Raw genomic sequence first — 20,176 nt, forward strand, 5'->3', positions numbered from 1 at the left:
CACTGACGCGTGCCACAAGACTCCCTGAGCCGCTTGAGTAGCGAATTTGCCGATTACGCGACAGTCGGCAGCCAAATAGTCATCGCCGAGGCGATGGGATTGTTACAGCTGCCGCCGATCCACGTTACTCTCGGTGAGTTGGGCATCATCGACGGGGAATGGGAACGCATCCGGCGCGATCTGTTCGAGATTTTCCACCTCCGCGCCGACCCGGCGGCACTCAGCGTGCTGACTCCGGCACAGCTCGGCCAGTTCATCGCCGACCAGCCGATCAACCGGCCCGGCCCGCAATTGCGCCTCGCGGGGGGAAGCGGCACCGCGTCGTGGCTGGTGCACGGCGCCGACGGCGAGGTGAGCTGGTTCCTCAAGCACCTCGACGGGATCGGGTTGCCGACCCCCCTGATCGGTCTGCGCGCCCCCGGTTGGTACGACGAGCCCACGCCCGCGTCGATCGAGGAACTCGCCGTCCGGTACACCGACCAGATCCGTGCCGCCCAGCCAACGGGCCCCTACCGGCTCGCCGGGTACTGCGCCGGCGCCGTCATCGCCGTCGCGGTGGCGAACCTGCTGGAAGGCCAGGGGGAGACGGTCGAACGGATGTTCTTCATCGACCCTGACCTGCGGCACCTGGCCGCGTCGAGACGCGACGCCGTCATGTTCCGGCTGCACCAGCTCAAGCGCCGTCCCGAGCCGGCCGCGCGCCTGCTGCGCAAACCCGCGACCGAGACACCGCTCGCCCAGGTGCTGGAACGCATGGACGATCCACGCCCCCACCAGGACCCGATGGAACGCGTCCTCTACCGCGGGCTCGGGGTCGTCGCCGACCTGATCGGCCTCACCGGTGGCGACACGCTGGCCCCGGTCTCCACCACGGCGACCGCCTGGTTCACCGACTCCTACCTGACCTCGATCGCCGAGAGCAAGGACAAGGTGATGGCACACCTCGCCACCATGTTCAGCGACGGCGTCGACATCCGGTACAGCTCCTCACACACAGAGATATTTGCGACCTCCGAATTCCGTGACTGGCTCATCCAGTACGCCGAAGCGGAAAGCCACAACGCCGCCAGATAGCCGCCATCTCCCGCAGCCCGGCGATTCGCTCGTCCATCGTGGCGCCGCGTGGCGCGACCGACAACGTGCCGAGACCGGCTGCGGCGTACGAGCGCACCTTGGCCTCGATCCGCTCGGCGGGGCCGATTAGGCACGTACGGTCGAGGAATTCAAACGGTACCGCCGCGAGCGCGTCCGGGTCGCCTTCCTGGAACAGTTTTCGCACCTTGCGCGCCGCGTCTCCGTAACCGAGTCTCTCGGCCTGTTCGACGTAGAAGTTCCGGGCCGTGCCGCCCACGCCCAGGAATTGGGCGGCATACGGCCTCACCCTATTCGCGCACGCCTCCAGGTCATCACCGATCGCCATTGGCAACGTGGCGACCAGATCGAACTCGGATTTGTCGCCCGACGCCCGGTCCCGGCCCGTCGCGATATGCGCGAGTGTCTCCGCCACGCCCTCCGGCGGCAGGAAGAGCGACAGCGATCCGTCGGCGATCTCCCCGGCCAGTTCCAGATTCTTCGGCCCCAACGCCGCCAGATAGATCGGCAGGTCGCCCCGCAACGGGCGCATCGTCAACCGCTGCGGCTCGCCCGGCGCCCCGGGCAGCGGCAACGTCGTGTGCCGCCCGGCGAACCGGACCGGTCGGCGGGTCAGTGCCGCGCGGACCACGGCCACGTACTCCCGGGTGCGGGTCAACGGCTGTCCGAAGGGCACCCCGTACCAGCCCTCCGACACCACCGGGCCGGAGATCCCCAGCCCCAGTCGGAAACGTCCGCCGCTGGCCAGGTCGAGCGTCGCCGCGGTCATCGCCGTCATCGTCGGCGCCCGCGCCGGAATCTGCATGACCGCGGCGCCCAGGTCGATCCGCTCGGTCTGCGGGGCCAGCCAGCCCAGCAGCGTCGGCGCGTCGCTGCTGTACGCCTCGGCGATCCACAGCGCGTCGTACCCCAACTGGTCCGCCGCCTGCGCCAACGCCAACAGATCATCGAGACTGGTCCGGTCGTGCAACATACCGAGACTGAGTCCGAGCCTCATCGTCATGCCCCATCCGATTGCTGGTTCAGCACGAACCCGGCCAGCGCCTGCGGTGTCGGTGCCGAGAAGATCGCGGCCAACGGCACATTCACCCCGGTCGACCTGGTGACCTGTTGCGCCAGTTTCGCGGCGAGCAGCGAATGACCGCCGCTGCGGAAGAAATTCGACTGCTCGTGCAGCTGCGGTGCGCTGAGAATGCTCCGCCACAACGCCACGAACTCACCGACCAGGCCGTCGGCCACCGGAGCACCCTCGGCCGAATCGGCCCTCCGGGCCGCTGCCCGCTGTTCGGCCATCGCGGTCAGCGTCGGATAGTCCACCTTGTCGTTGCCGGTCGTCGGCATCACTTCCAGCACCGCCACGTCGGTGGGGACCGCGTACGACGCGAGCTGGTCCTTCGCGAAACGCCACACGTCGTCGGCGATGTCCGCGTCGGCACCACGCACGAAGGCCACCAGTGCGCCGTCGGCGCTCGGATCGCCGGCCAGGACCACCGCGGCGGCACTCACCCGTGGATGCTGCTCCAGCACCGCCTCCACCTCGCCGAGTTCGATCCGGTGGCCCCGCAGCTTGACCTGACGGTCGGTGCGTCCGCGCAGCTCGAGCGTGCCGTCGTGACGCCAGCGGCCCACATCGCCGGTGCGGTAGAACCGGCCCGCACCGCCGAGCTCACCGAACCGCTGCGCCGTCAACTCGGGACGACGCAGGTAGCCGATGGCCACGCCGTCGCCGCCGATGCACACCTCGCCCGGCATTCCGGGCGGCTGCGGCCGGCCGTCCCCGTCGGCGATGACCACGGTGGTGTTCGCGATCGGCCGCCCCACCGCCACGCCCCCGTCGACGTCGGTGACCAGCGCGCTGGTGGACCAGATCGTCGTCTCGGTCGGCCCGTACACGTTCCACAGCGTGCAGCCGGTCGCGAGCAGCGCCCGCGCCAGATGCGCCGGCAGCGGCTCACCACCGCAGAGGACCCGCCGCCCCCGCAGCCGGCCCTTCGCGTCCTGGACCACCAGCCGCCACGTCGTCGGCGTCGCCTGCAGCACCGACACGTCGTAGCGCTGCACCAGGTCGAGCAGGACCGCGCCGTCGCTGCGGGCGGCGTCGTCGGCGACGACCACCCGGGCGCCGGCGACCAGCGGCAGGAAAATCTCGAGGGCGGAGATGTCGAACGCGTAGGTGGTCAGCCACAGCAGGGCGTCCTGCCTGGTCACGCCGATGTCGGCGATGAAGTGCCGCACCACGTTCGCCAGGTTGGCGTGGCTGATCACGACGCCCTTCGGCAACCCGGTCGAGCCGGAGGTGTAGATGACGTACGCCGCTTCGGTCGGCGCCGGCGCCTGCCAGCCGCGCTCATCCGGATCCACCGTGCCGAGCTCGATCACCCGGCAGCCGGCGGGAACCACGCCCGGCGGTGGCTCCCGGTCCGCCAGCAGCACGGTGACCTCGGCGTCCGTGAGCTCGTACGCGAGTCGCGCGGCCGGCTGGTCCGGATCGAGCGGCAGGTACGCCGCCCCCACCTGCCAGATGCCCAACGCGGCCACCGCGCACGGGAAGCCCCGTTCGGCGTAGAGGCCGACGATCGCGCCTTTTCCCACCCCGGCCCGCGCCAGCAGCGCGGCGACACCGGCCGCCCGCGCCACCACGTCTCGGTACGTCCACGTCACGCCGTCGCGACCGATGATCGCCGCCGATTCCGGCTGGGCCGCAGCCTGCGCGGCGATCTCCTCAGCCACCGTTCTGCGCGGGCCGTCGACCGTCGTCGCGTTGGCGTCGTCGACCACGGCTTGATCCGCGGCGCTCCAGACATCGAGCCCACCGATCGGCCGGTCGACCTGAGCCGGCAGGCTTTCCAACACCGCCTCGTACCGCGCCAGAAGCGCGGCGATGTCGTCCGCGTCGTGGACGTCCGAACCGTAGACCGCCTTCAGCGTGACGCCGTCACCCTCGCGCATCACCACCAGTTCGAGGTCGACCCTGCTGTGATCGCTGTCGATCTCCCACATCTCCGCCGCCAACTCGTCCCGGCCACCGGTCATCGGCTCCGGGGGCGGCCGGTGGTTGAACATGTGGCGGAACGGCGGCACCCACCACGCCGCGTCGTTGCGCGTGTGCGACGTCTCCAGTCCCTCGTAGGAGACATCGGCATGGTCCATCGCGGTGACGAACAACCGACGGACTTCCCGCACCAACTCATGGAACGTGCGTTCCGGTGTCACATCCAGCCGCAGCGGCAGCGTGTTCATGTGATAGCCGACCGCCCGACGGGCCGCGCCGTCCCGCAGATCGACCGGGACCCCCACCACTACGTCCTGGCCCGCGCCATGCCGCATCAGCAGCACGTAGTACAGCGTCAACAACACGATGTTGTCGGTCGCGCGGCACGTCCGGCGCAGGTCTCGCATACCGGCGAGCGCCGCCGCGGACAGTCGCCGGGTGACGGTGCCGCCGGCGAACGTCGGCGCCGCCGGGTCCGGCCGTCCGAACTCCAACGCCGCCGGAACGCCCGGCAGGTCCGCGAGATGCCGCTGCCAGAAGGCGAGCGCCGCCGCCGTCGGCTCGGCGACCTCCGGGGCCGGTCCGGGCCCGGCGAGCGCCGCCGGCGGCCGGCCGTCGACGAGCATCGCCGGATACAGCGCCGCGAACTCCTCGATCAGCACCGCGCCTGACACAGCGTCCACCGCGAGATGGTGCAGGCACAGGCAGATGAGGTGCCGGTCCGGGCTTCGCACCAGGACCGCGCGGACCGGAATGTCGACGGCGAGGTCGAACGGCCGCCCCGTGACGGTCCGGCACACCTGACCGGCCTCGTCGGACGCTGCCTGCACCACCTCGAGCGGCACCGTCGCGGACTCCGCCACCACCCGCGTCGGCAGCCCGTCAACCTCGACGAACCGGGTCCGCAGCGCCCGATGCCGCCGCGCCAACTGGTCCAACGTCGCCTGTACCGCCGCGGTGTCCAACCGTTCCGTCGTCACCAGCGCCAGCGGCACGTTGTTCACGCCGGTCTCCGGCAGCAACCGCTCCAGCATCCACAGCGCGTTTTCCTTCGCGGACAACACGGTTCACCTCACCCGATCGACGTCGAGGACGTCATGGCAGTCGTCTGATGCGGTTCGCCGAGCGCGGGCGGAGCGACCCTCGAGTGAGGACGCGAGCCACCTCTGCCGGTGACAGTCAGTGATCCGGCCGTCCGGATCGCGGACGGCGTCGAGGCGCACCCGCACACCGTCAGAGGCCGCCGTCCGGACCAGGCGGAGCAATGCGGCTTCCGGCACACGAACCCCCTGAGGCGCGACTCCGAGCCGCCCGCGACGAATGATCCTCGACAGGCTACGGCGCACGTCACGTGGCATCAAGCGCATGCCACACGCGGACGCGACCCCGACCGCCACACCGCACCGCCGGCCCTCGAACCCGGCCCCGGGCCTCCGCCGCGGCAGCGATGTCGAACGGTCGGCAGAACCCACACAGACTCGGGCAACACGGGGGCCCGAGGGTCACCAAAGTCACTCAGCGTCAGCTCGCCGGCACTTCGCCGTCAGGTCGGACGCGGTCGGCCGTCGAGCGCCGGCTCCGCTGCGGCGCGACGGAGGCCGCCGCTCAGCGATCCGGGGCGTTCTTCTCCGCGAGGTACATCTCGAGCTGGATGTTGTCCGGGTCCCGGAACGCGATCAGCGTGAAGTCCATCGGTGGCGTAACCGTGATCCCGGAGTGCGCGACGCCGGCATCGGTCAGCCGGGAGGCCCACGCCTCCAGCTCGGCCCGCGTCCGCACCGCGAACGCCAGGTGGTCGAGTCCCGTCCGACGTTCACTGAACTCCGCGCCGGCATCCGCGTGCCTGTGCGTCGTCAACCCGATGACGACCCCGCTCGGGTGGCGCATCAGCTGCCGGTCGAAGCTGTCGGTGTCCCACCGGAACAGCGGTGAGAAGTCCAGGACCTCGCTGTACCAGCGAACCGAGGCATCGAGGTCGCGCACGTTCAGCGCGATGTGGTGGATCCCTGAGAACCCTGCTACCGCCACGTCTCACGCCTTTCGCAACCGTCGGCCCCCGCTGAACAGTAAGGCGGATGCTACGGCGCGGGCTGGAGCGGCTGCACACGCAGGCCAGCCTGATCACGTCACCCGATCGCCGCCGTCGGCGCCGGCGCCCGGTTTGCGGGTCAGGCTTGATCCCGGCGGGTTGAGTGGATGGCGAGCAGGGCGATGTCGTCGGTGGTCTGCTCGGCGGCGAGTGTGGTCATGACGCGGGCGCAGACCGATTCGGCGGGACCTGGCTCGACGGCTGAGCAGAGCCGTTGGATGCCGACGTCGATGACTTCGCCGCGGCGTTCGACGAGCCCGTCGGTGTAGCAGATGAGGGCCGCCCCGGGCGGGAACACGACTTCGGTGTACCGGCGGGCCGGCTGACGCGGGCCCGTTCCCAACGGAAGATCGACCGGATTGTTCAGCACGCTGGCTGGCCGGCCCGGCGCGGCCAGGATGGGTTGCAGGTGCCCGGCGAGGGACAGTCGGATGGTGGTGCGGTCCGGGGAGATCATGGCGTACAGGACCGTGGCGAGGTTCCCGGTCTCGAAATGGTGGACCTTGCGGTCGAGCAGGGTCAGCGCGCTGGCCGGGTCGTCGCAGACCAGGGCGTAGGCGCGCAGCGCGCTGCGCAGGCGTCCCATCACCACGGCGGAGCGCAGTCCGTGTCCGGACACGTCGCCGATCACGACCCCCAGCCAGCCGGAGGGCAGCGTGAACACGTCGTACCAGTCACCGCCGACGCCGGCGTCGTGGCCGGGGACGTAGCGGGCGGCCATGTCGACGCCGGGCGCGTCGGGCAGGTGGGTGGGCAGCAGGCTGCGTTGCAGGGCGAGGGCAGCGGCGCGGTCCATGCTGCCGGCCCCGGCCTGGCTGGCAAGGCTCGCCCTCTCGCCGGCCAACTGAAGCAGCTTCACGTCGTCATCGGTGAATCGATGCGGCTTGAGGCAGCCGACGTGCAATACGCCGATCACCTCGCCGCCGGCGAACATGGGCACGCCCAGCAGCGAGCGGACCCCGTTGCCGAAGAGGATCGGGCTGACCACGTCGCCGGCCGTGAGGTTGTCCATCATGACGGGATGCCTGTCCCGAGCGATCCGGCCGGCGAATCCACTGCCGACGGAGATCCGGATGCCCCTGCGGACCTCCTCCTCCAGCCCCTTCGCCGCGGTGGCCACAAGCTGCTGGGCGTGCACGTCCAGCAGCAGGATGGCGGCGGTGTCAACCCGGAGCACCTCTCGGACGCGGTCAAGGAGTTCGTCGAGGAAGTCGGTGACGCCGAGCTGGGACAGCGCGGCGTCGGCGACCGCCTCGATCCGGCGCAGCCGCTCGTCGCTCCCACCACCCCGCACCATCACCGGAATCGTAGCCCTCCCCCGGCCGGAACCGACTCCGGGAACGACCCGTCTCGGACCGGACCATGGTGCGCCGCCCGCCAGTTGACGCGGGGCGGATCGGCGTGACCTCGGAGGGTGGGCCGGCCGACGTGCCGGCCGTTCGGGCGGCGCCCGTTGACACCGGGGAGTTCAAGGCTTAGAACAATTCATTGATAGTCGTAAATAGAAAGTTCGTCACCGGAAGGCGCCACCCCTCGCCCAAGGAGGACCCGGAGCATGCACCGACCAGGCCCGTCCCGTCTGCTCAGCCTGCTGGCCGCCGCCATCACCGCCGCGTCCGCGCTCGTCGCCGTCGCCCCGCCCGCCGAGGCCACGGCGGCCGATCTCACGCAGCACGTCAATCCGTTCATCGGCACCGACGACAGCAACGCCCCCAACCCGGTGGGCGGCGGCGCCGGTGGCAGTACGATCCCCGGCCCGGTCCAGCCCTTCGGCATGGTGCAGCTCAGCCCTGACACACCGACGGCCTCGCCCTCCGGCTACCGCTACAGCGACACCGAGATCGAGGAGTTCAGCCTCACCCACTTCAACGGCGCGGGCTGCCCCAACAACGAGGACCTCGGCATCCTGCCGATCACCGGCGCCCTCGGGTCCTCACCCGGGACGTCCTGGACGTCCTACCGGGCCACCCAGAACAAGGGCCAGGAGCAGGCCAGTCCCGGCTTCTACCAGGCGGTGCTCAGCAACTACGGCAACACGAGGGTGGAGGCCACCGCGACCACGCGCACGGCCGCCCTCCGCCTGACGTACCCGTCCAGCACCACGGCCAGAGTGTTGATCAACACCAGCCGCAGCGCCACCGGCAACCGAAACGGCTCGATCACCATCAGCGGTTCCTCCGTGACGGGCAGCGTCACCGGCGGCGGCTTCTGTGGCAGCGCGAAGACCTACCAGATCTTCTACCGGATGGAGTTCGACCGCGCCCCGACCGGGATCGGCACCTGGCTGGGCGGAACGGTCAACGCCGGATCGGCCAGCACCAGCGGCACGAACTCCGGCGGCTACCTGACCTTCGACACGTCCAGCAATCCCGTCGTGCAGGTCAGGGTGGGCATATCGTTCGTCAGCCAGGCCGGCGCCCAGGCCAATCTCGCCGGCGAACAACCCGGCTTCGGCTTCGACGCGACGCGCGCCCAGGCCGCCGCCCAGTGGAACGCCGTGCTCAACCGGGTGCAGGTCGCCGGCGGCTCCGGCGCCGACCTGCAGAAGTTCTACACCGCGCTGTACCGCGTCTTCATCAACCCCAACGTGTCCAACGACGTCAACGGGCAGTACCGCGGATTCGACAACGTCATCCGCACCGCCGGCCACCCCGTCTACCAGAACTACTCCGGCTGGGACATCTACCGTTCCTGGGCGGCGCTGATCGCGTTCCTCGCACCCGGCGAGGCAGCCGACATCGCCAAGTCCATGGTGCTCGACGGGCAGCACGGCGGACTGCTGCCCAAGTGGTCGCACAACACCAGCGAGGCGTTCGTCATGACCGGGGACCCCGGCCCGATCGTCGTGGGCAGCCTCTACCAGTTCGGTGTCCGCGACTTCGACACCGCCGCCGCGCTGGCGCTGATGAAGAAGAGCTCCGCCGGCGGCACGACCCAGGGCAGCCCGGTCCGGGGGCGGCAGAGCGGCTACGTGCAGCGCCAGTACATCGACGGCGACCCCTCAGACTCGTTGGAGTACTCGGCGAGCGACTTCGCGGTCGCCCAGTTCGCCCGCGCCCTGGGCGACCCGGCCACGTACGACACCCACATGGCACGGGCCCAGTGGTGGCGCAACGTGTTCAACACCGAGTCGGGCTACGTCCATCCGCGCAACGCCGACGGCACCTGGCCGTGGCCGCTCGACCCGGCCAGCCAGTCGAACTACGTCGAGGGCAACGCGTCGCAGTACACCTGGATGATCCCCTACAACCTCGGCGGCCTGATCGACCTGATGGGTGGCCGGCAGACCGCGATCCAGCGGCTCGACCACCACTTCATCCAGACCAACGGCGGCCAGTCGCAGCCGTACTTCTACATCGGCAACGAGCCGGAGCACGGCGTGCCGTGGGCCTACCACTTCGCCGCCGCGCCGGCCGGCACCAGCGCCGCGGTCCGGCGGATCATGAACGAGTCGTTCACCACCGGCGCCGGCGGGCTGCCCGGCAACGACGACCTCGGCGCGACCTCGGCCTGGTACGTCTGGTCCGCGCTCGGCATGTACCCGCCCACGCCCGGCGCGGACACCCTGGCCCTGCACGGGCCGATCTTCCCGTCGATCCTGGTCGACCGTCCGACCGGTGACCTCCAGATCAACGCCGCCAACGCCGGGCAGGGCAACCAGTACGTGCAGAGCCTGTCCCGCGACGGCTCGGCGACGCAGCGCACCTGGCTGCGGTACGGCGACCTCGCCGGTGGGGCGACGCTGTCGTACGCGATGGGCGCCGCACCCTCGTCGTGGGGCACCAGTCCCGTCGACGCGCCGCCGTCGTTCACCGACGGGTCCACCCCTCCGGCCGTCGCCCCCGAGCTGGGTCCCAACCTGGCCGCCGGGAAGCCGGCCACCGGATCGGCCGGGTGCAACTCCACCGAGGGCCCCGACAAGGCCCTCGACAGCCGGCTCGGCGGCGCCAGCAAGTGGTGCTCGCTCGCCGCCGGCACCAAGTTCCTCCAGGTCGACCTGGGATCGAACCAGACGGTCCGCTCGTTCGTGGTCAAGCACGCCGGACTCGGCGGAGAGACCACCGGCTGGAACACCGGCGACTTCACGATCCAGACCAGCACCGACGGCACCGCCTGGACGACGCGCGTCTCGGTGTCCGGCAACCGGTCGAGCCGGACCTACCACCCGATCCTCGCGGCGCCCGCCCGTTTCGTCCGACTGAACGTCACCACGCCCACCAACAACGGCAACAACGCGGCGCGCATCGACGAGTTCGAGGTGTACGGCACGAACAACCAGACCAGTCTCGCACTGAACCGGCCGGCCACCGCGGACTCCCAGTGCGCCGCGAGCGAGGGGCCCGAGAAGGCCGTCAACGGCAGCACCTCGGGCGGTGGCTCCGACAAGTGGTGCGCCACCGGCGGCACCAGATCCCTGCGCGTCGACCTGGGCGCGAACCGCCGGGTCGGGTCGATCGGCATCCACCACGCCGGTGCCGGCGGCGAGAACCGTGCCTGGAACACCAGGGACTTCGACGTGCAACTGTCCGCCGACGGCACGACCTGGACGACCGTGGCGCAGGTCAGGGGCAACACCGCCGACATCACCAGCCACCAGGTCTCGACGGACGGCCGGTACGTGCGCCTCAACGTCCTCACCGCCACCCAGACCACCGACACCGCCGCCCGGCTGTACGAGGTCGAGGTCTACGGAACCTGACGCCCCCGTGGCTGGCCGCGTCGTGCGGCCAGCCACGGTCGGCCTGTCCAGCGGCCTACGCCCACCAGTTGCCGGAGGTGCTGTCCGCGCCCTGGACGTCGTCGGTCATCTGCGCGTTCACGATGACCTGGTGGAAGGACTGCCACCCGAATCCGCTGAAGATCAGGATCTCCCAGGCAACCGGACCGTTCGCGCAGGGCACGTCCATGGACGCCGTCCCGAACGAGAACGGCAGGACCTGCGTCGCCGACACGCTGAGGTGCGCGGCACCGGTCGATCCGGTGCAGGTCACCGTGCCGTTGACCTGGAGCTGGTAGACGGTCACCGCGCTGGCCGAGGTGACGGTGATGTCGGCCTGGGCCGCCCGCGCCGGCGCGGCGACGGCCAGCCCGGCCGTGGTGAGCACGGCGACGGTGAGCGCCCCACGACATGCCCGTTCGATCATGGTCATCATCCCCTCGGGATTCGCGAAACTGGCGGCACAGGCCGGACCAGCCTAACGAATACATCCATAGATATGATTTTTCCATGACAAATGTACTGACCGTCGCGGCGGCGAGGGGGCATCGGCCCCTGCCGAGTCGGTCTTCGCCGGGTCGGTCCCTGCCGGGCCGGTCTACCCTCCGTCGGCCCCTATGGAGCTGCCCCGTTTGTGCGGTCGATGGAGCGGGAGCGTGAACGGGGCAGCTCCATAGGGGCCGAAGGACGGGTCCCCGACCCGATGCGGGGTGCAATCGTCCGGCCGCCACCCGACTGCCCGATACACGGGGCGGCGTGAAGGCGACCTCCCGGGGCATTCGCCGGTCAGCGCGGGATCAGACCGTTCTGGTACGCCCAGACCACGGTCTGCAACCGGTCGCGTACGCCGATCTTGGCCATGGCCCGCCCGAGGTGGGACTTGACCGTGCTGGTCTCGATGAACAGCTCACCGGCGATCTCGACGTTCGACAGGCCCTGGGCGAGCAGCCCCACGATCTCCCTCTCCCGCGCGGTGAGCTGGTGGGCCGCCGCGGCGTCGGACGGGGACGTCGGCCTGCGCCGCGCGAACTCCGAGATCACCCGATGGGTGACGGCCTGGTCGACGAGCCCGTATCCGTTGGCGAGGCGGCGGACCGCGTCGATGAGGTCGTCGGGCTCGCAGTCCTTGAGGATGAATCCGCTCGCCCCGGACTCGAGCGCGCCGAAGACGTACTCGTCGAGGTCGAAGGTCGTCACCACGAGCACGGCCGGCGGCGCCCCGACGGCGTCGGCGACGATCTGGCGGGTCGCGGCGAGCCCGTCGCCGCCGGGCATCCGGACGTCCATGCAGATGACGTCCGGGTGCAGCCGGCGGGCCAGCTCGACAGCCGAGGATCCGCTGGACGCCTCCGCCACGACCTCGATGTCACCCGCCTGCTCAAGGATGACGCGGAAACCGGCCCGCACGACCGCCTGGTCGTCGACGAGCATCACCGTGATCATGCCGGGTCCTCTCCCTTCGTGGCCGTAGCCGTCGAACCGGCTGGCGCGTCGTCGCGTCCCGTCGGCAACGTCACTGTGACAGACCACCCGCCGGTCGGCGTCGGCCCAGCCTCGAACTGCGCACCGATCAGCTGTGCGCGTTCCCGCATGCCGACCAGGCCGACTCCGCCGCCGGTCCGTGCCGCGGGTTCGGGGGCGCGCGTGGCGGGTTCGTTCGACACCCTGAGCGCGACCTCGCGCGGCAGGAAGCGGAGCTCCACGCGCACCGGGGCGCCGGGGGCGTGCTGGCGGGCGTTGGACAGGCACTCCTGCACCATCCGGTACAGCGCGACGTCGGCGATCGGGGACACCTCGCGCCGCGGTCCCTCCCCGACGAACTCGACGGAGGTGCCGAGGTCGCGTGCGGTGCGCACGAGGTCGTCGAGGCTGACCAGTCCCGGCACCGGGGCGTTGTCGTCGTCGTGCCCGGCGCTGTCCCTGTCGACCGACCGCCCCCGGAGCACACCCACGACGAGTCTCAGGTTGTCGAGGGTCTCCTTGCCCTGCCCGCGGATCCACGCGACGCCGGCCTTCGCCGCCGCGGGGTCGCGGTCGATCAGCCGCTCGACCGCCGCCGCCTGCACCACCATGCCGGACAGGTGGTGGGCGGCGACGTCGTGCAGTTCCCGGGCCATCCGGGCGCGCTCCGCGCCGATCGCCACCCGCACCTTGTCCCGGTGCGCCCGGAGCGCGTCTTCCGCCCGCACCCGCACCAGTTCCAGGTAGCGCCGGTGGGTGGCGACGTAGCTGCCGACGAAGGTCGCCCCCAGGTAGGACAGGGCACCCGAGGCGAGGTGGCCGAGCCCCGCGACGAGGATGTCGGGGGCCACCCCGACGGTGACCGCGATCACCCCCGACGCCTCGGCCACCGCGGCCGCGCCGGCCAGCAGCAGCGCCGTCCTGGCGGGGAAAAGGGTGCCGACGGTGTAGGCCGCGACGAGTGGTGCGGCGCCACGGACCGTCGCTTCGGACGGGACCACCGCGGTGACGACGACCTGTAGGCCGACGACGAGCCCGAGGCAGAGCCGCGGACGTACCCGACGCAGGCACAGCACCAGCGCCTGCACGCAGGCGACGGCGACGAGCACCCGGGCCCGCGCCGGGTCGACGGAGAGCCCCTCGACGGGCGCGGCGAACCGGAGGAACGTCGCCAGCGTCGCGAACGTCGCCACGGTGACACCGGCCGCCAGCAGGCAGTCCCGCGCGAACCGTCCGGTCACTCCGATCCTGGTGAGTCGTTCGTCCAACCGCCGGGTCAGTCCAGGCAAGCCGGGGGTGTCGGCGGGCGCTCGGCCAGCACCGGGGTGATCTGCCATGGCGATCAGCATCCTTCGTAGGGAGTCGGCGCGCGTCGGCGGGTCAGTAGGAGATGTCCGGGGCGAGCAGCATGAACTCGACGGCGAACCACCCCGTACCGGCGAGCGCGAGCAGGATCAGGCCACTGGCGGCCCTCCGGTGCCAGCCGGCACGGCGGCGGATGTCGTCGACGAGCCGGACGGCGGCGGGCAGGACACCGAGCAGACCGATCAGTTGTAACGCCTGCACGGCCCGCAGGGCGGCGCTCGGGACGTCTTGGAGGCCCATGATGCTGACGATGCTCAACCCCCAGCCGACGAGTGCGAGGACGGCGCCGGCAACGGCGAGGCGGGTCAGGACGCGCGCGGTGCGCCCGGCGGGGTCGCGGGGGGCGCGGCCGAGGCGGCGGCGGACGACCGCGCCGACCGGCCAGGACAGGACGGCGAGGACGAGCACGACCGCCGAGGCGACGATCACCGGGACGGCGAGGGTGGAGCTGCGGGCGGGCTCGACCGGCAGGAGAGCGAACGCGGACTCGAAGCCGATCGCCTGCACCCTGCCGTCGACCGCCCGCATCGAGAGAACGCGCTGCCCGCCGACCTCCCGCCAGACGTGGGGGGTGATCTCCTCGTACAGGGCGGGAGAGTCCGACAGCGGGCCGGGCTCGAACAGCAGCCGTCCGCCGTCCCGGACGCTCACCGTCGTACGGCCGACCAGGCCGATCGCGGTCAGGAAGGTGCTGCGCATCGCCCGCGAGCTCTCGTAGGTGCCGGCGGCCATCGCGGCGTGCTCGGCGGTGGTCGCCGCGTCGACGGACCGGGCCGGCAGGGGCCTGGCCGGCGGAAAGTAGCGGTCGGCGAACCCCGACAGGACCGCCTGGCGCAGTTCGTGGCTGTCGATCGCGCCGCGTCCGTTGCTGTTGAGCGAGATGAAGATGCCGGCCCGGTCGTCGGGGTAGATCTGCAGGTGGGAGTGGAAGTACGAGGTGTCGCCGCCGTGGCCGAGGATCCGGTGGCCGTTGCGGTTCTCCTCGAAGAACCCGAGAGTCATCCGGGGGCCGCCGGCGAGGGTGCCGAGCGAGGCCGCGTCGAGCGCCGGCCGGTGCATGAGTTCGAGGGTCGCGGGGCTGAGCAGGGCTGCCCCACCGGCCGGTGCGCCGAGGTGGGCGAGCATGAAGCGGGCCATGTCCGTCGCCGGTGCGCTGAGCGCCCCGGCGGGTGGGACGCCGACGGTCTCGAACGGTACGGCCGGGGCGGAGGCCTCGTCGTATCCGTTCGACAGGCGCTCCCGCAGGTGCGGCGGCAGCGGCTGGGCGAAGGTCGACGACGTCATGCCGGCGCGGCCGAGGACGTTGCGCTCGACGTACTCCTCGAAGCGCGTTCCGCTCACCCGCTCGACGATGTATCCGGCGAGCGCGTTGCCGTAGTTGGAGTAGGCGGGCACGGTGCCCGGCTCGTAGATCTGCTCGGGCGGGTCGGTCGCCAGCGCCTCGCGCAGGTCGGTCCCGGTGCCCGCCAGGTCGATCAGGCCGCCGACCCGCTCCTCGAACCCGGCGGTGTGGGTCAGCAGGTGCCGCAGGGTGACGGCCCGGTCGTAGCTGCGGGGCGGGGTGAGGTCGAGATGGTCGCGGATGTCGGCGTCAAGGTCGAGCGCGCCCTTCTCGACGAGCTGCATGACGGCGGTCGCGGTGACGAGCTTCGACACCGATCCCACCCGGAACAGGTGCCGGTCGGGGTCGACGGGTACGGGGACCGCGCCGTCGTCGGTGCCCGTGTCGGCGTGGCCGTATCCCCGTGCGGTGAGGATCTTCCCGTCGCGGACGACAGCGACCGAGGCTCCCGCGATGCCGGTCCGTTGGAGGGCGGCCGGGAGCAGGCCGTCGAGCCAGGCGTTGACGTCCCTGCCGTTCAGGGCGGCCGGGTCGGTCGACGCGCCCGGGGCGGCCGGGGCGCCGACGGGCGGGGCCGGGTTGGTCGGCGACGTGCCGGCGCCGCAGCCTGCGATCGCCGTCGCGGCGAGGGCGAACAGTGTCGCCAGGAACGCCGCGCGGCGCGGGGGGCGGGCCCCGGATCGGGGTGGGTGGGGTCGTGAGGTGAGCCGAACGGGTGCGTCTGCGTGGAACATGGTCTTCTGCTGCCTTCCGAGGCTTTCGGGTGTCCGGAGGAGGTCCGTTCGGCGTCACTCGAATGCCCTTGGCACAGCCTGCTGGAGCAGCGCCGCCGCGCCATCTGGCGCAGGGACGCAATCGGTTTGCGACCTGAGTGGGAGACGGTGGCGCCACGAGCCGGCCGCGAGGCAAAAACCCCGACCGCTCGGCGATCCCCTTCGGTCCACTGTGTACGGTGGCGGTCTAATTCCCGCTCGGCCGGCGACCTTCTGGGCGGTTGCCGGGCCGCACCGGTCGCTGCCGCGCCGGATGGTCGGCCGGCTGGGCAGCCGAACCCCCATCGGAGGAACTGCGAATCATGTACGACGCGATAGTGGTCGGCGCCCGCTGCGCGGGTGCCTCCACCGCCCTGCTGCTCGCCAGGCAAGGGCACCGGGTGCTCGTGGTGGATCGGTCGTCGTTCCCCAGTGACGTCATCTCGACACACTTCCTGTGGCCGCACGGGATGTCCTACCTCAACCGCTGGGGCCTGTTGGACCAGGTCGCCGAGGTCACCCCCACGCACACGACCATCGACATCGTCAACGACGGCATCCGACTGACCGGATCGGTGCCGACGGACCTGCTGCGCGAGTACTTCCGGGACCTGCACGGCGACGACTCGGGCGTGGTGCAGAGCTACGCCTCCGTCCGCCGCCGGGTGCTGGACGAGATCCTCGTCGAGGCCGCGGCCAAGGCCGGCGCCGAGGTCCGCACCCACTGCACCGTACGGGAGCTGATCGTCGAAGACGGCCGGGTCGTCGGGGTCCGGGGGCGAGCGGCCGACGGCCAGGTGTTCGAGGAGCGGGCCCGGATCGTGGTCGGTGCCGACGGCCGGAACTCGTTCGTCGCGCGCGCCCTCGATCTGCCCAAGTACGACGAGCGGCCCCGGTGCACGTTCGCCTACTGGAGCTACTGGTCCGGGTTCGACCTCGGGTCCGGGCAGATCCATCGGCGTGGCCGGCTCGGCTGCGCGGTGGTGCCGACCAACTTCGCGCAGAACATGGTCCTGGTCTGGGGGCCGAGCGAGTGGTCCCGGGAGTTCCGCGCCGACGTGCCGGGCAACATGCAGCGGGCGCTGGACTTCGTCAGCCCCGAGCTGGGCGAGGTGGTCCGCACCCGGGGGACGCGCCAGGAGCGGATCTACGGCACCCTGGACCAGTCGGCCTTCCTCCGGCCGCTGCACGGGCCCGGCTGGGTGCTCGTCGGCGACGCCGAGTCCGCGAAGGACCAGTGCACCGCGATCGGCATGACCCACGCCTTCCGCGACGCGGAACTGGTCAGTGCCGCCCTGGACCGGTGGCTGACCGGGGAGGTGTCGATCGACGAGTCGATGGCCGCGTACGAGGGCCGCCGCCGCAGCCAGAACGCCGCCGCCTACTACGACTACGTGTGCACGTTCGCGGAGATGCAGCCGTACCGGCACGACGAGCTGCAACTGTTCCTCGCGTTGCGCGGCAACCAGGAGGAGACCGACCGGTTCATCGCCACGCACGCCGACGTCGCCCCGGTCTCGGAGTTCTTCCAGGCGTCCAACCTCTTCCTGCTCAACGACGCCGCGAAGGAGTCCTCGGCCGACTACGCGGTCTTCGACGACTTCGCCGCGACGTCCCGCATGTACCAGCAGAACCTCTTCGCCTGATGCCGTACCAGGGAGCCGACACCGTGACCATCACCGACCTGCACCAGCGTGACGACGGCGAGCTGATCGAGGTCATCCTGCACGCGGCCCGGCGCGGCGACGTCGAGGCCATGGCGCGTACCGCGGCCGAGGTCTCCGAGATGACCCGCAACTGGGCCGCCCACATCCCGTGGGACGACTTCCCGACCCTCGACCGGTCCGGGGCCGACGGCGAACTCGCCCAGATCGTCGCGGACCTGACGGAGATGTGGGAGCCCGCCCACCTGCGCAATCCCGTCGACCCGGACGAGGAGTACGCGCTGGACAAGAACGCCTACGACTTCTACCGCCCCGCCGGCCGGAACCTGCTCGCCCGCACCGAGGACTTCTACGGCTGGGTGCAGGCCCGCCGTCGTACGGAGACCTGGCAGTACTCCCGGGTGCTGGAGGCGGCCCCGGACAGCATCGCCGAGATCACCAACGACCTGGGCCGGCGGACCCGGGGCATCAACTTCAACTCGCAGGACTACCTGTCGTTCAACACCCACCCGGCGATCCGGGAGGCGGCGGCCCGCGCGATGCGCGACTACGGTCCGCACAGCGCCGGCTCGCCGATGGTGCTCGGCAACACCCGGATCTCCGACGAGTTGGAGGTCGCCCTCGGCGAGCTGGTGGGGCTGGAGCACGTCACGCTCTTCCCGACCGGGTGGGCGGCGGGCTTCGGCGCGGTGGTCGGTCTGGTCCGCCAGTCCGACCACGTGCTGATCGACCGGCTCGCGCACTCCTGCCTCCAGCAGGGCGCCCGGGCGGCGACCCGCAACGTGGTGCGCTACGAGCACCTCAACGTCGAGGCGGTCCGCCAGCACCTGGTCGACATCCGGTCGCACGACACCCGCAACGGCATCCTGGTGGTCACCGACGGCCTCTTCTCGGTGGACGCCGACTGGCCGGACCTGGTGACCCTCCAGCGGGTCTGCCGGGAGCACGATGCCACCCTGCTGGTCGACGTCGCACACGACCTCGGCTCGATGGGGCCGGGCGGTACCGGTGTGCTGGGGATGCAGAACCTGCTCGGCGAGGTCGACATCGTCATGGGCGCGTTCTCGAAGACGTTCTGCTCCAACGGCGGTTTCGTGGCCTCCCGCTCGCCGGCCCTGAAGCAGTACATCAAGATGTTCGGCGGTTCGCACTTCTTCTCCAACGCGCTCTCCCCGGTGCAGACCGCGGTGGTCCGGGAGGCCACGCGGATCATCCGGTCCCCCGAGGGGGACGCGCTTCGCGCCCGGCTGTTCACCGCGATCCATGCGCTCCGCGACGAGCTGACCAACCGGGGCCTGACCTGCATGGGGGAGCCTTCGCCGATCGTCCCGCTGCTGATCGGCAACGAGAAGCTCGCCCGAACCGCGAACCGGCTGCTCTTCGACCGGGGGGTCCTCGCGTTCATGGTGGAGTTCCCGGTCACGCCGACCGGCTCGTCCCGGTTCCGGCTCCAGGTGCAGGCCGGTCACGGGCCCGAGGAGGCCCGGGAGGCGGCCCGGATCATCGAGGGCGCGATCGCGGACTCCCGGGCGTACCTGTCCAGCGCGTTCGGCAGCGCCCCCCGGTAGTCCGCGGGTGGGGTGCCGGGCCTTCACGACGCCCGGTGCCCCACCCGGCCTCGTGGAGGCTCACCGGCGGCCACCACCGACATCGACGACGGGACGACGGGACGAGAGTTGACGCAGGTCACCCCGGTTGGGCCGGCTGCCGTTCACCACCCGCGAGCTGGGTAGGCTAAATCACCAGTCCTGATCAACGTCAGGGCGGGTTGGGACAGCAGGAGCCCAAGGAAGGGAGCTGTCATGGACAGCAGTGCCCCGGTCGTGGTGGGTGTCGACGGTTCTGCCATCGCGCTGGACGCGGTCCGCACCGCTGCTCGGGAGGCTGCCAGCCGTCGGCGCCCCTTGCGGATCGTCCACGCTTTCATCTGGCCGCTGATGCGCGTCACGGTCGATCCGGCGCCCGGCGCCCCGGCCGGTGCCGGGCTGCGCAACCAGGCCGAGCGGTACGTCGCCGAGGCGGTGACCGAAGCTGGCAGGATCGCCCCGGAGGTGGAGGTCACCGGCGCGGTGGTCGACGGTTCGCCGGCTCCGGTGCTCCTCGCCGAGTCGCGCGACGCTTCGTTGCTGGTGCTGGGCAGCCGCGGCCTGGGCGGCTTCGCCGGGCTGCTGATCGGCTCGGCCACTGTGCAGTTGTCCGCCCGCGCGGCGTGCCCCGTGCTCGTGGTGCGCGGCGAGTCGCGCGCCGACGGCCCGGTGGTGGTTGGCGTGGACGGCTCCGAATTCTCCACCGAGGCAATCGAGTTCGCGTTCGATGAGGCGGCCCGCCGGGGTGTCCCGCTGGTGGCGGTGCACGCCTGGCTCTACCCGACGCCACTCGGCCCGGGTGACATCCTGCCGCTGGTGTACGACCTGGAGGCGTTCGCCGCGGAGGAGGAACGCGCTCTCGCCGAGTCCGTGGCCGGCTTCGCGGCGCGGTACCCGGACGTGCCGGTCCAGCAGCGGCTGATGCGGGGCTCACCGGCCGGAGTGCTGGTGGAGGAGTCGAAGACGGCCCAACTGGTGGTTGTCGGAGCCCGCGGCCGGGGCGCGCTCGCCGGCCTGCTGCTCGGCTCGGTCAGCCACGCCGTGCTCCAGCACGCGCACGCTCCCGTGGCCATCCTCCACCACCGGGGTGCCACCGCCGGGAGCTGACCCTCTGGC

Annotated in this window: 13 protein-coding genes; 5 read left to right on the plus strand and 8 right to left on the minus strand. The window is 71.2% G+C overall.

Features of this window, described 5'->3' with window-relative positions; genetic code table 11:
* The first annotated feature begins 9 nt into the window (after nucleotides 1-9).
* Nucleotides 10-1,074 carry a thioesterase domain-containing protein gene (locus OG559_RS29020; protein ID WP_405109665.1) on the plus strand — a complete coding sequence of 355 codons (1,065 nt, stop codon included), beginning with the start codon at nucleotides 10-12 and terminating at the stop codon, nucleotides 1,072-1,074.
* Here OG559_RS29020 and OG559_RS29025 read toward each other — a convergent pair.
* From OG559_RS29025 to OG559_RS29040, 4 genes are all read right to left on the minus strand, one after another.
* Complete coding sequence (locus OG559_RS29025) at nucleotides 1,031-2,089, minus strand: LLM class flavin-dependent oxidoreductase (protein WP_405117055.1); 1,059 nt, start codon at nucleotides 2,087-2,089, stop codon at nucleotides 1,031-1,033. The genes OG559_RS29020 and OG559_RS29025 overlap by 44 nt on opposite strands.
* A gap of 2 nt (nucleotides 2,090-2,091) precedes the next feature.
* Nucleotides 2,092-5,145, minus strand: coding sequence for a non-ribosomal peptide synthetase (locus tag OG559_RS29030; protein ID WP_405109668.1), 3,054 nt, complete (start codon nucleotides 5,143-5,145; stop codon nucleotides 2,092-2,094).
* Between the two features lie 544 nt (nucleotides 5,146-5,689).
* Nucleotides 5,690-6,112: a VOC family protein gene (locus OG559_RS29035; protein ID WP_405109671.1), complete on the minus strand. Its 423-nt coding sequence runs from the start codon at nucleotides 6,110-6,112 to the stop codon at nucleotides 5,690-5,692.
* A 140-nt stretch (nucleotides 6,113-6,252) separates the two neighbouring features.
* Entirely contained in the window at nucleotides 6,253-7,470 is a 1,218-nt protein-coding gene (locus OG559_RS29040; RefSeq protein ID WP_405109674.1) for a PP2C family protein-serine/threonine phosphatase, read from the minus strand.
* Nucleotides 7,471-7,728: 258 nt separating this feature from the next.
* Between OG559_RS29040 and OG559_RS29045 the strand changes: the two genes are divergently transcribed.
* Entirely contained in the window at nucleotides 7,729-10,872 is a 3,144-nt protein-coding gene (locus OG559_RS29045) for a GH92 family glycosyl hydrolase (RefSeq protein ID WP_405109677.1), read from the plus strand.
* A 55-nt stretch (nucleotides 10,873-10,927) separates the two neighbouring features.
* Here the strand turns inward: OG559_RS29045 and OG559_RS29050 are convergent, their stop codons facing one another.
* The 4 genes from OG559_RS29050 to OG559_RS29065 form a co-directional block, all read right to left on the minus strand.
* Nucleotides 10,928-11,317, minus strand: a complete 390-nt coding sequence (locus OG559_RS29050) for a hypothetical protein (RefSeq protein WP_405109680.1) — start codon at nucleotides 11,315-11,317, stop codon at nucleotides 10,928-10,930.
* Between the two features lie 359 nt (nucleotides 11,318-11,676).
* Entirely contained in the window at nucleotides 11,677-12,333 is a 657-nt protein-coding gene (locus OG559_RS29055; protein ID WP_405109683.1) for a response regulator, read from the minus strand.
* Nucleotides 12,330-13,592, minus strand: coding sequence for a sensor histidine kinase (locus tag OG559_RS29060; protein WP_405109686.1), 1,263 nt, complete (start codon nucleotides 13,590-13,592; stop codon nucleotides 12,330-12,332). Before OG559_RS29060 ends, OG559_RS29055 begins: the two co-directional genes overlap by 4 nt.
* Nucleotides 13,593-13,731: 139 nt before the next feature.
* Entirely contained in the window at nucleotides 13,732-15,792 is a 2,061-nt protein-coding gene (locus OG559_RS29065; protein ID WP_405109689.1) for a serine hydrolase domain-containing protein, read from the minus strand.
* A gap of 341 nt (nucleotides 15,793-16,133) precedes the next feature.
* On the opposite strand from OG559_RS29065, the gene OG559_RS29070 reads away from it, so the two are divergent.
* The 3 genes from OG559_RS29070 (at nucleotide 16,134) to OG559_RS29080 (ending at nucleotide 20,167) form a co-directional block, all read left to right on the plus strand.
* Nucleotides 16,134-17,456: an NAD(P)/FAD-dependent oxidoreductase gene (locus tag OG559_RS29070; protein WP_405109691.1), complete on the plus strand. Its 1,323-nt coding sequence runs from the start codon at nucleotides 16,134-16,136 to the stop codon at nucleotides 17,454-17,456.
* 23 nt (nucleotides 17,457-17,479) lie between these two features.
* Nucleotides 17,480-19,042 (plus strand): aminotransferase class I/II-fold pyridoxal phosphate-dependent enzyme, encoded by a 1,563-nt coding sequence (locus OG559_RS29075; protein ID WP_405109694.1) that lies wholly within the window; start codon nucleotides 17,480-17,482, stop codon nucleotides 19,040-19,042.
* Nucleotides 19,043-19,276: 234 nt separating this feature from the next.
* On the plus strand, nucleotides 19,277-20,167 hold the full coding sequence (locus OG559_RS29080) for a universal stress protein (protein WP_405109697.1): 891 nt from the start codon (nucleotides 19,277-19,279) through the stop codon (nucleotides 20,165-20,167).
* Nucleotides 20,168-20,176 lie beyond the last annotated feature (9 nt).

This window comes from Micromonospora sp. NBC_01405 (assembly GCF_045040155.1).
GTDB lineage: Bacteria > Actinomycetota > Actinomycetes > Mycobacteriales > Micromonosporaceae > Micromonospora.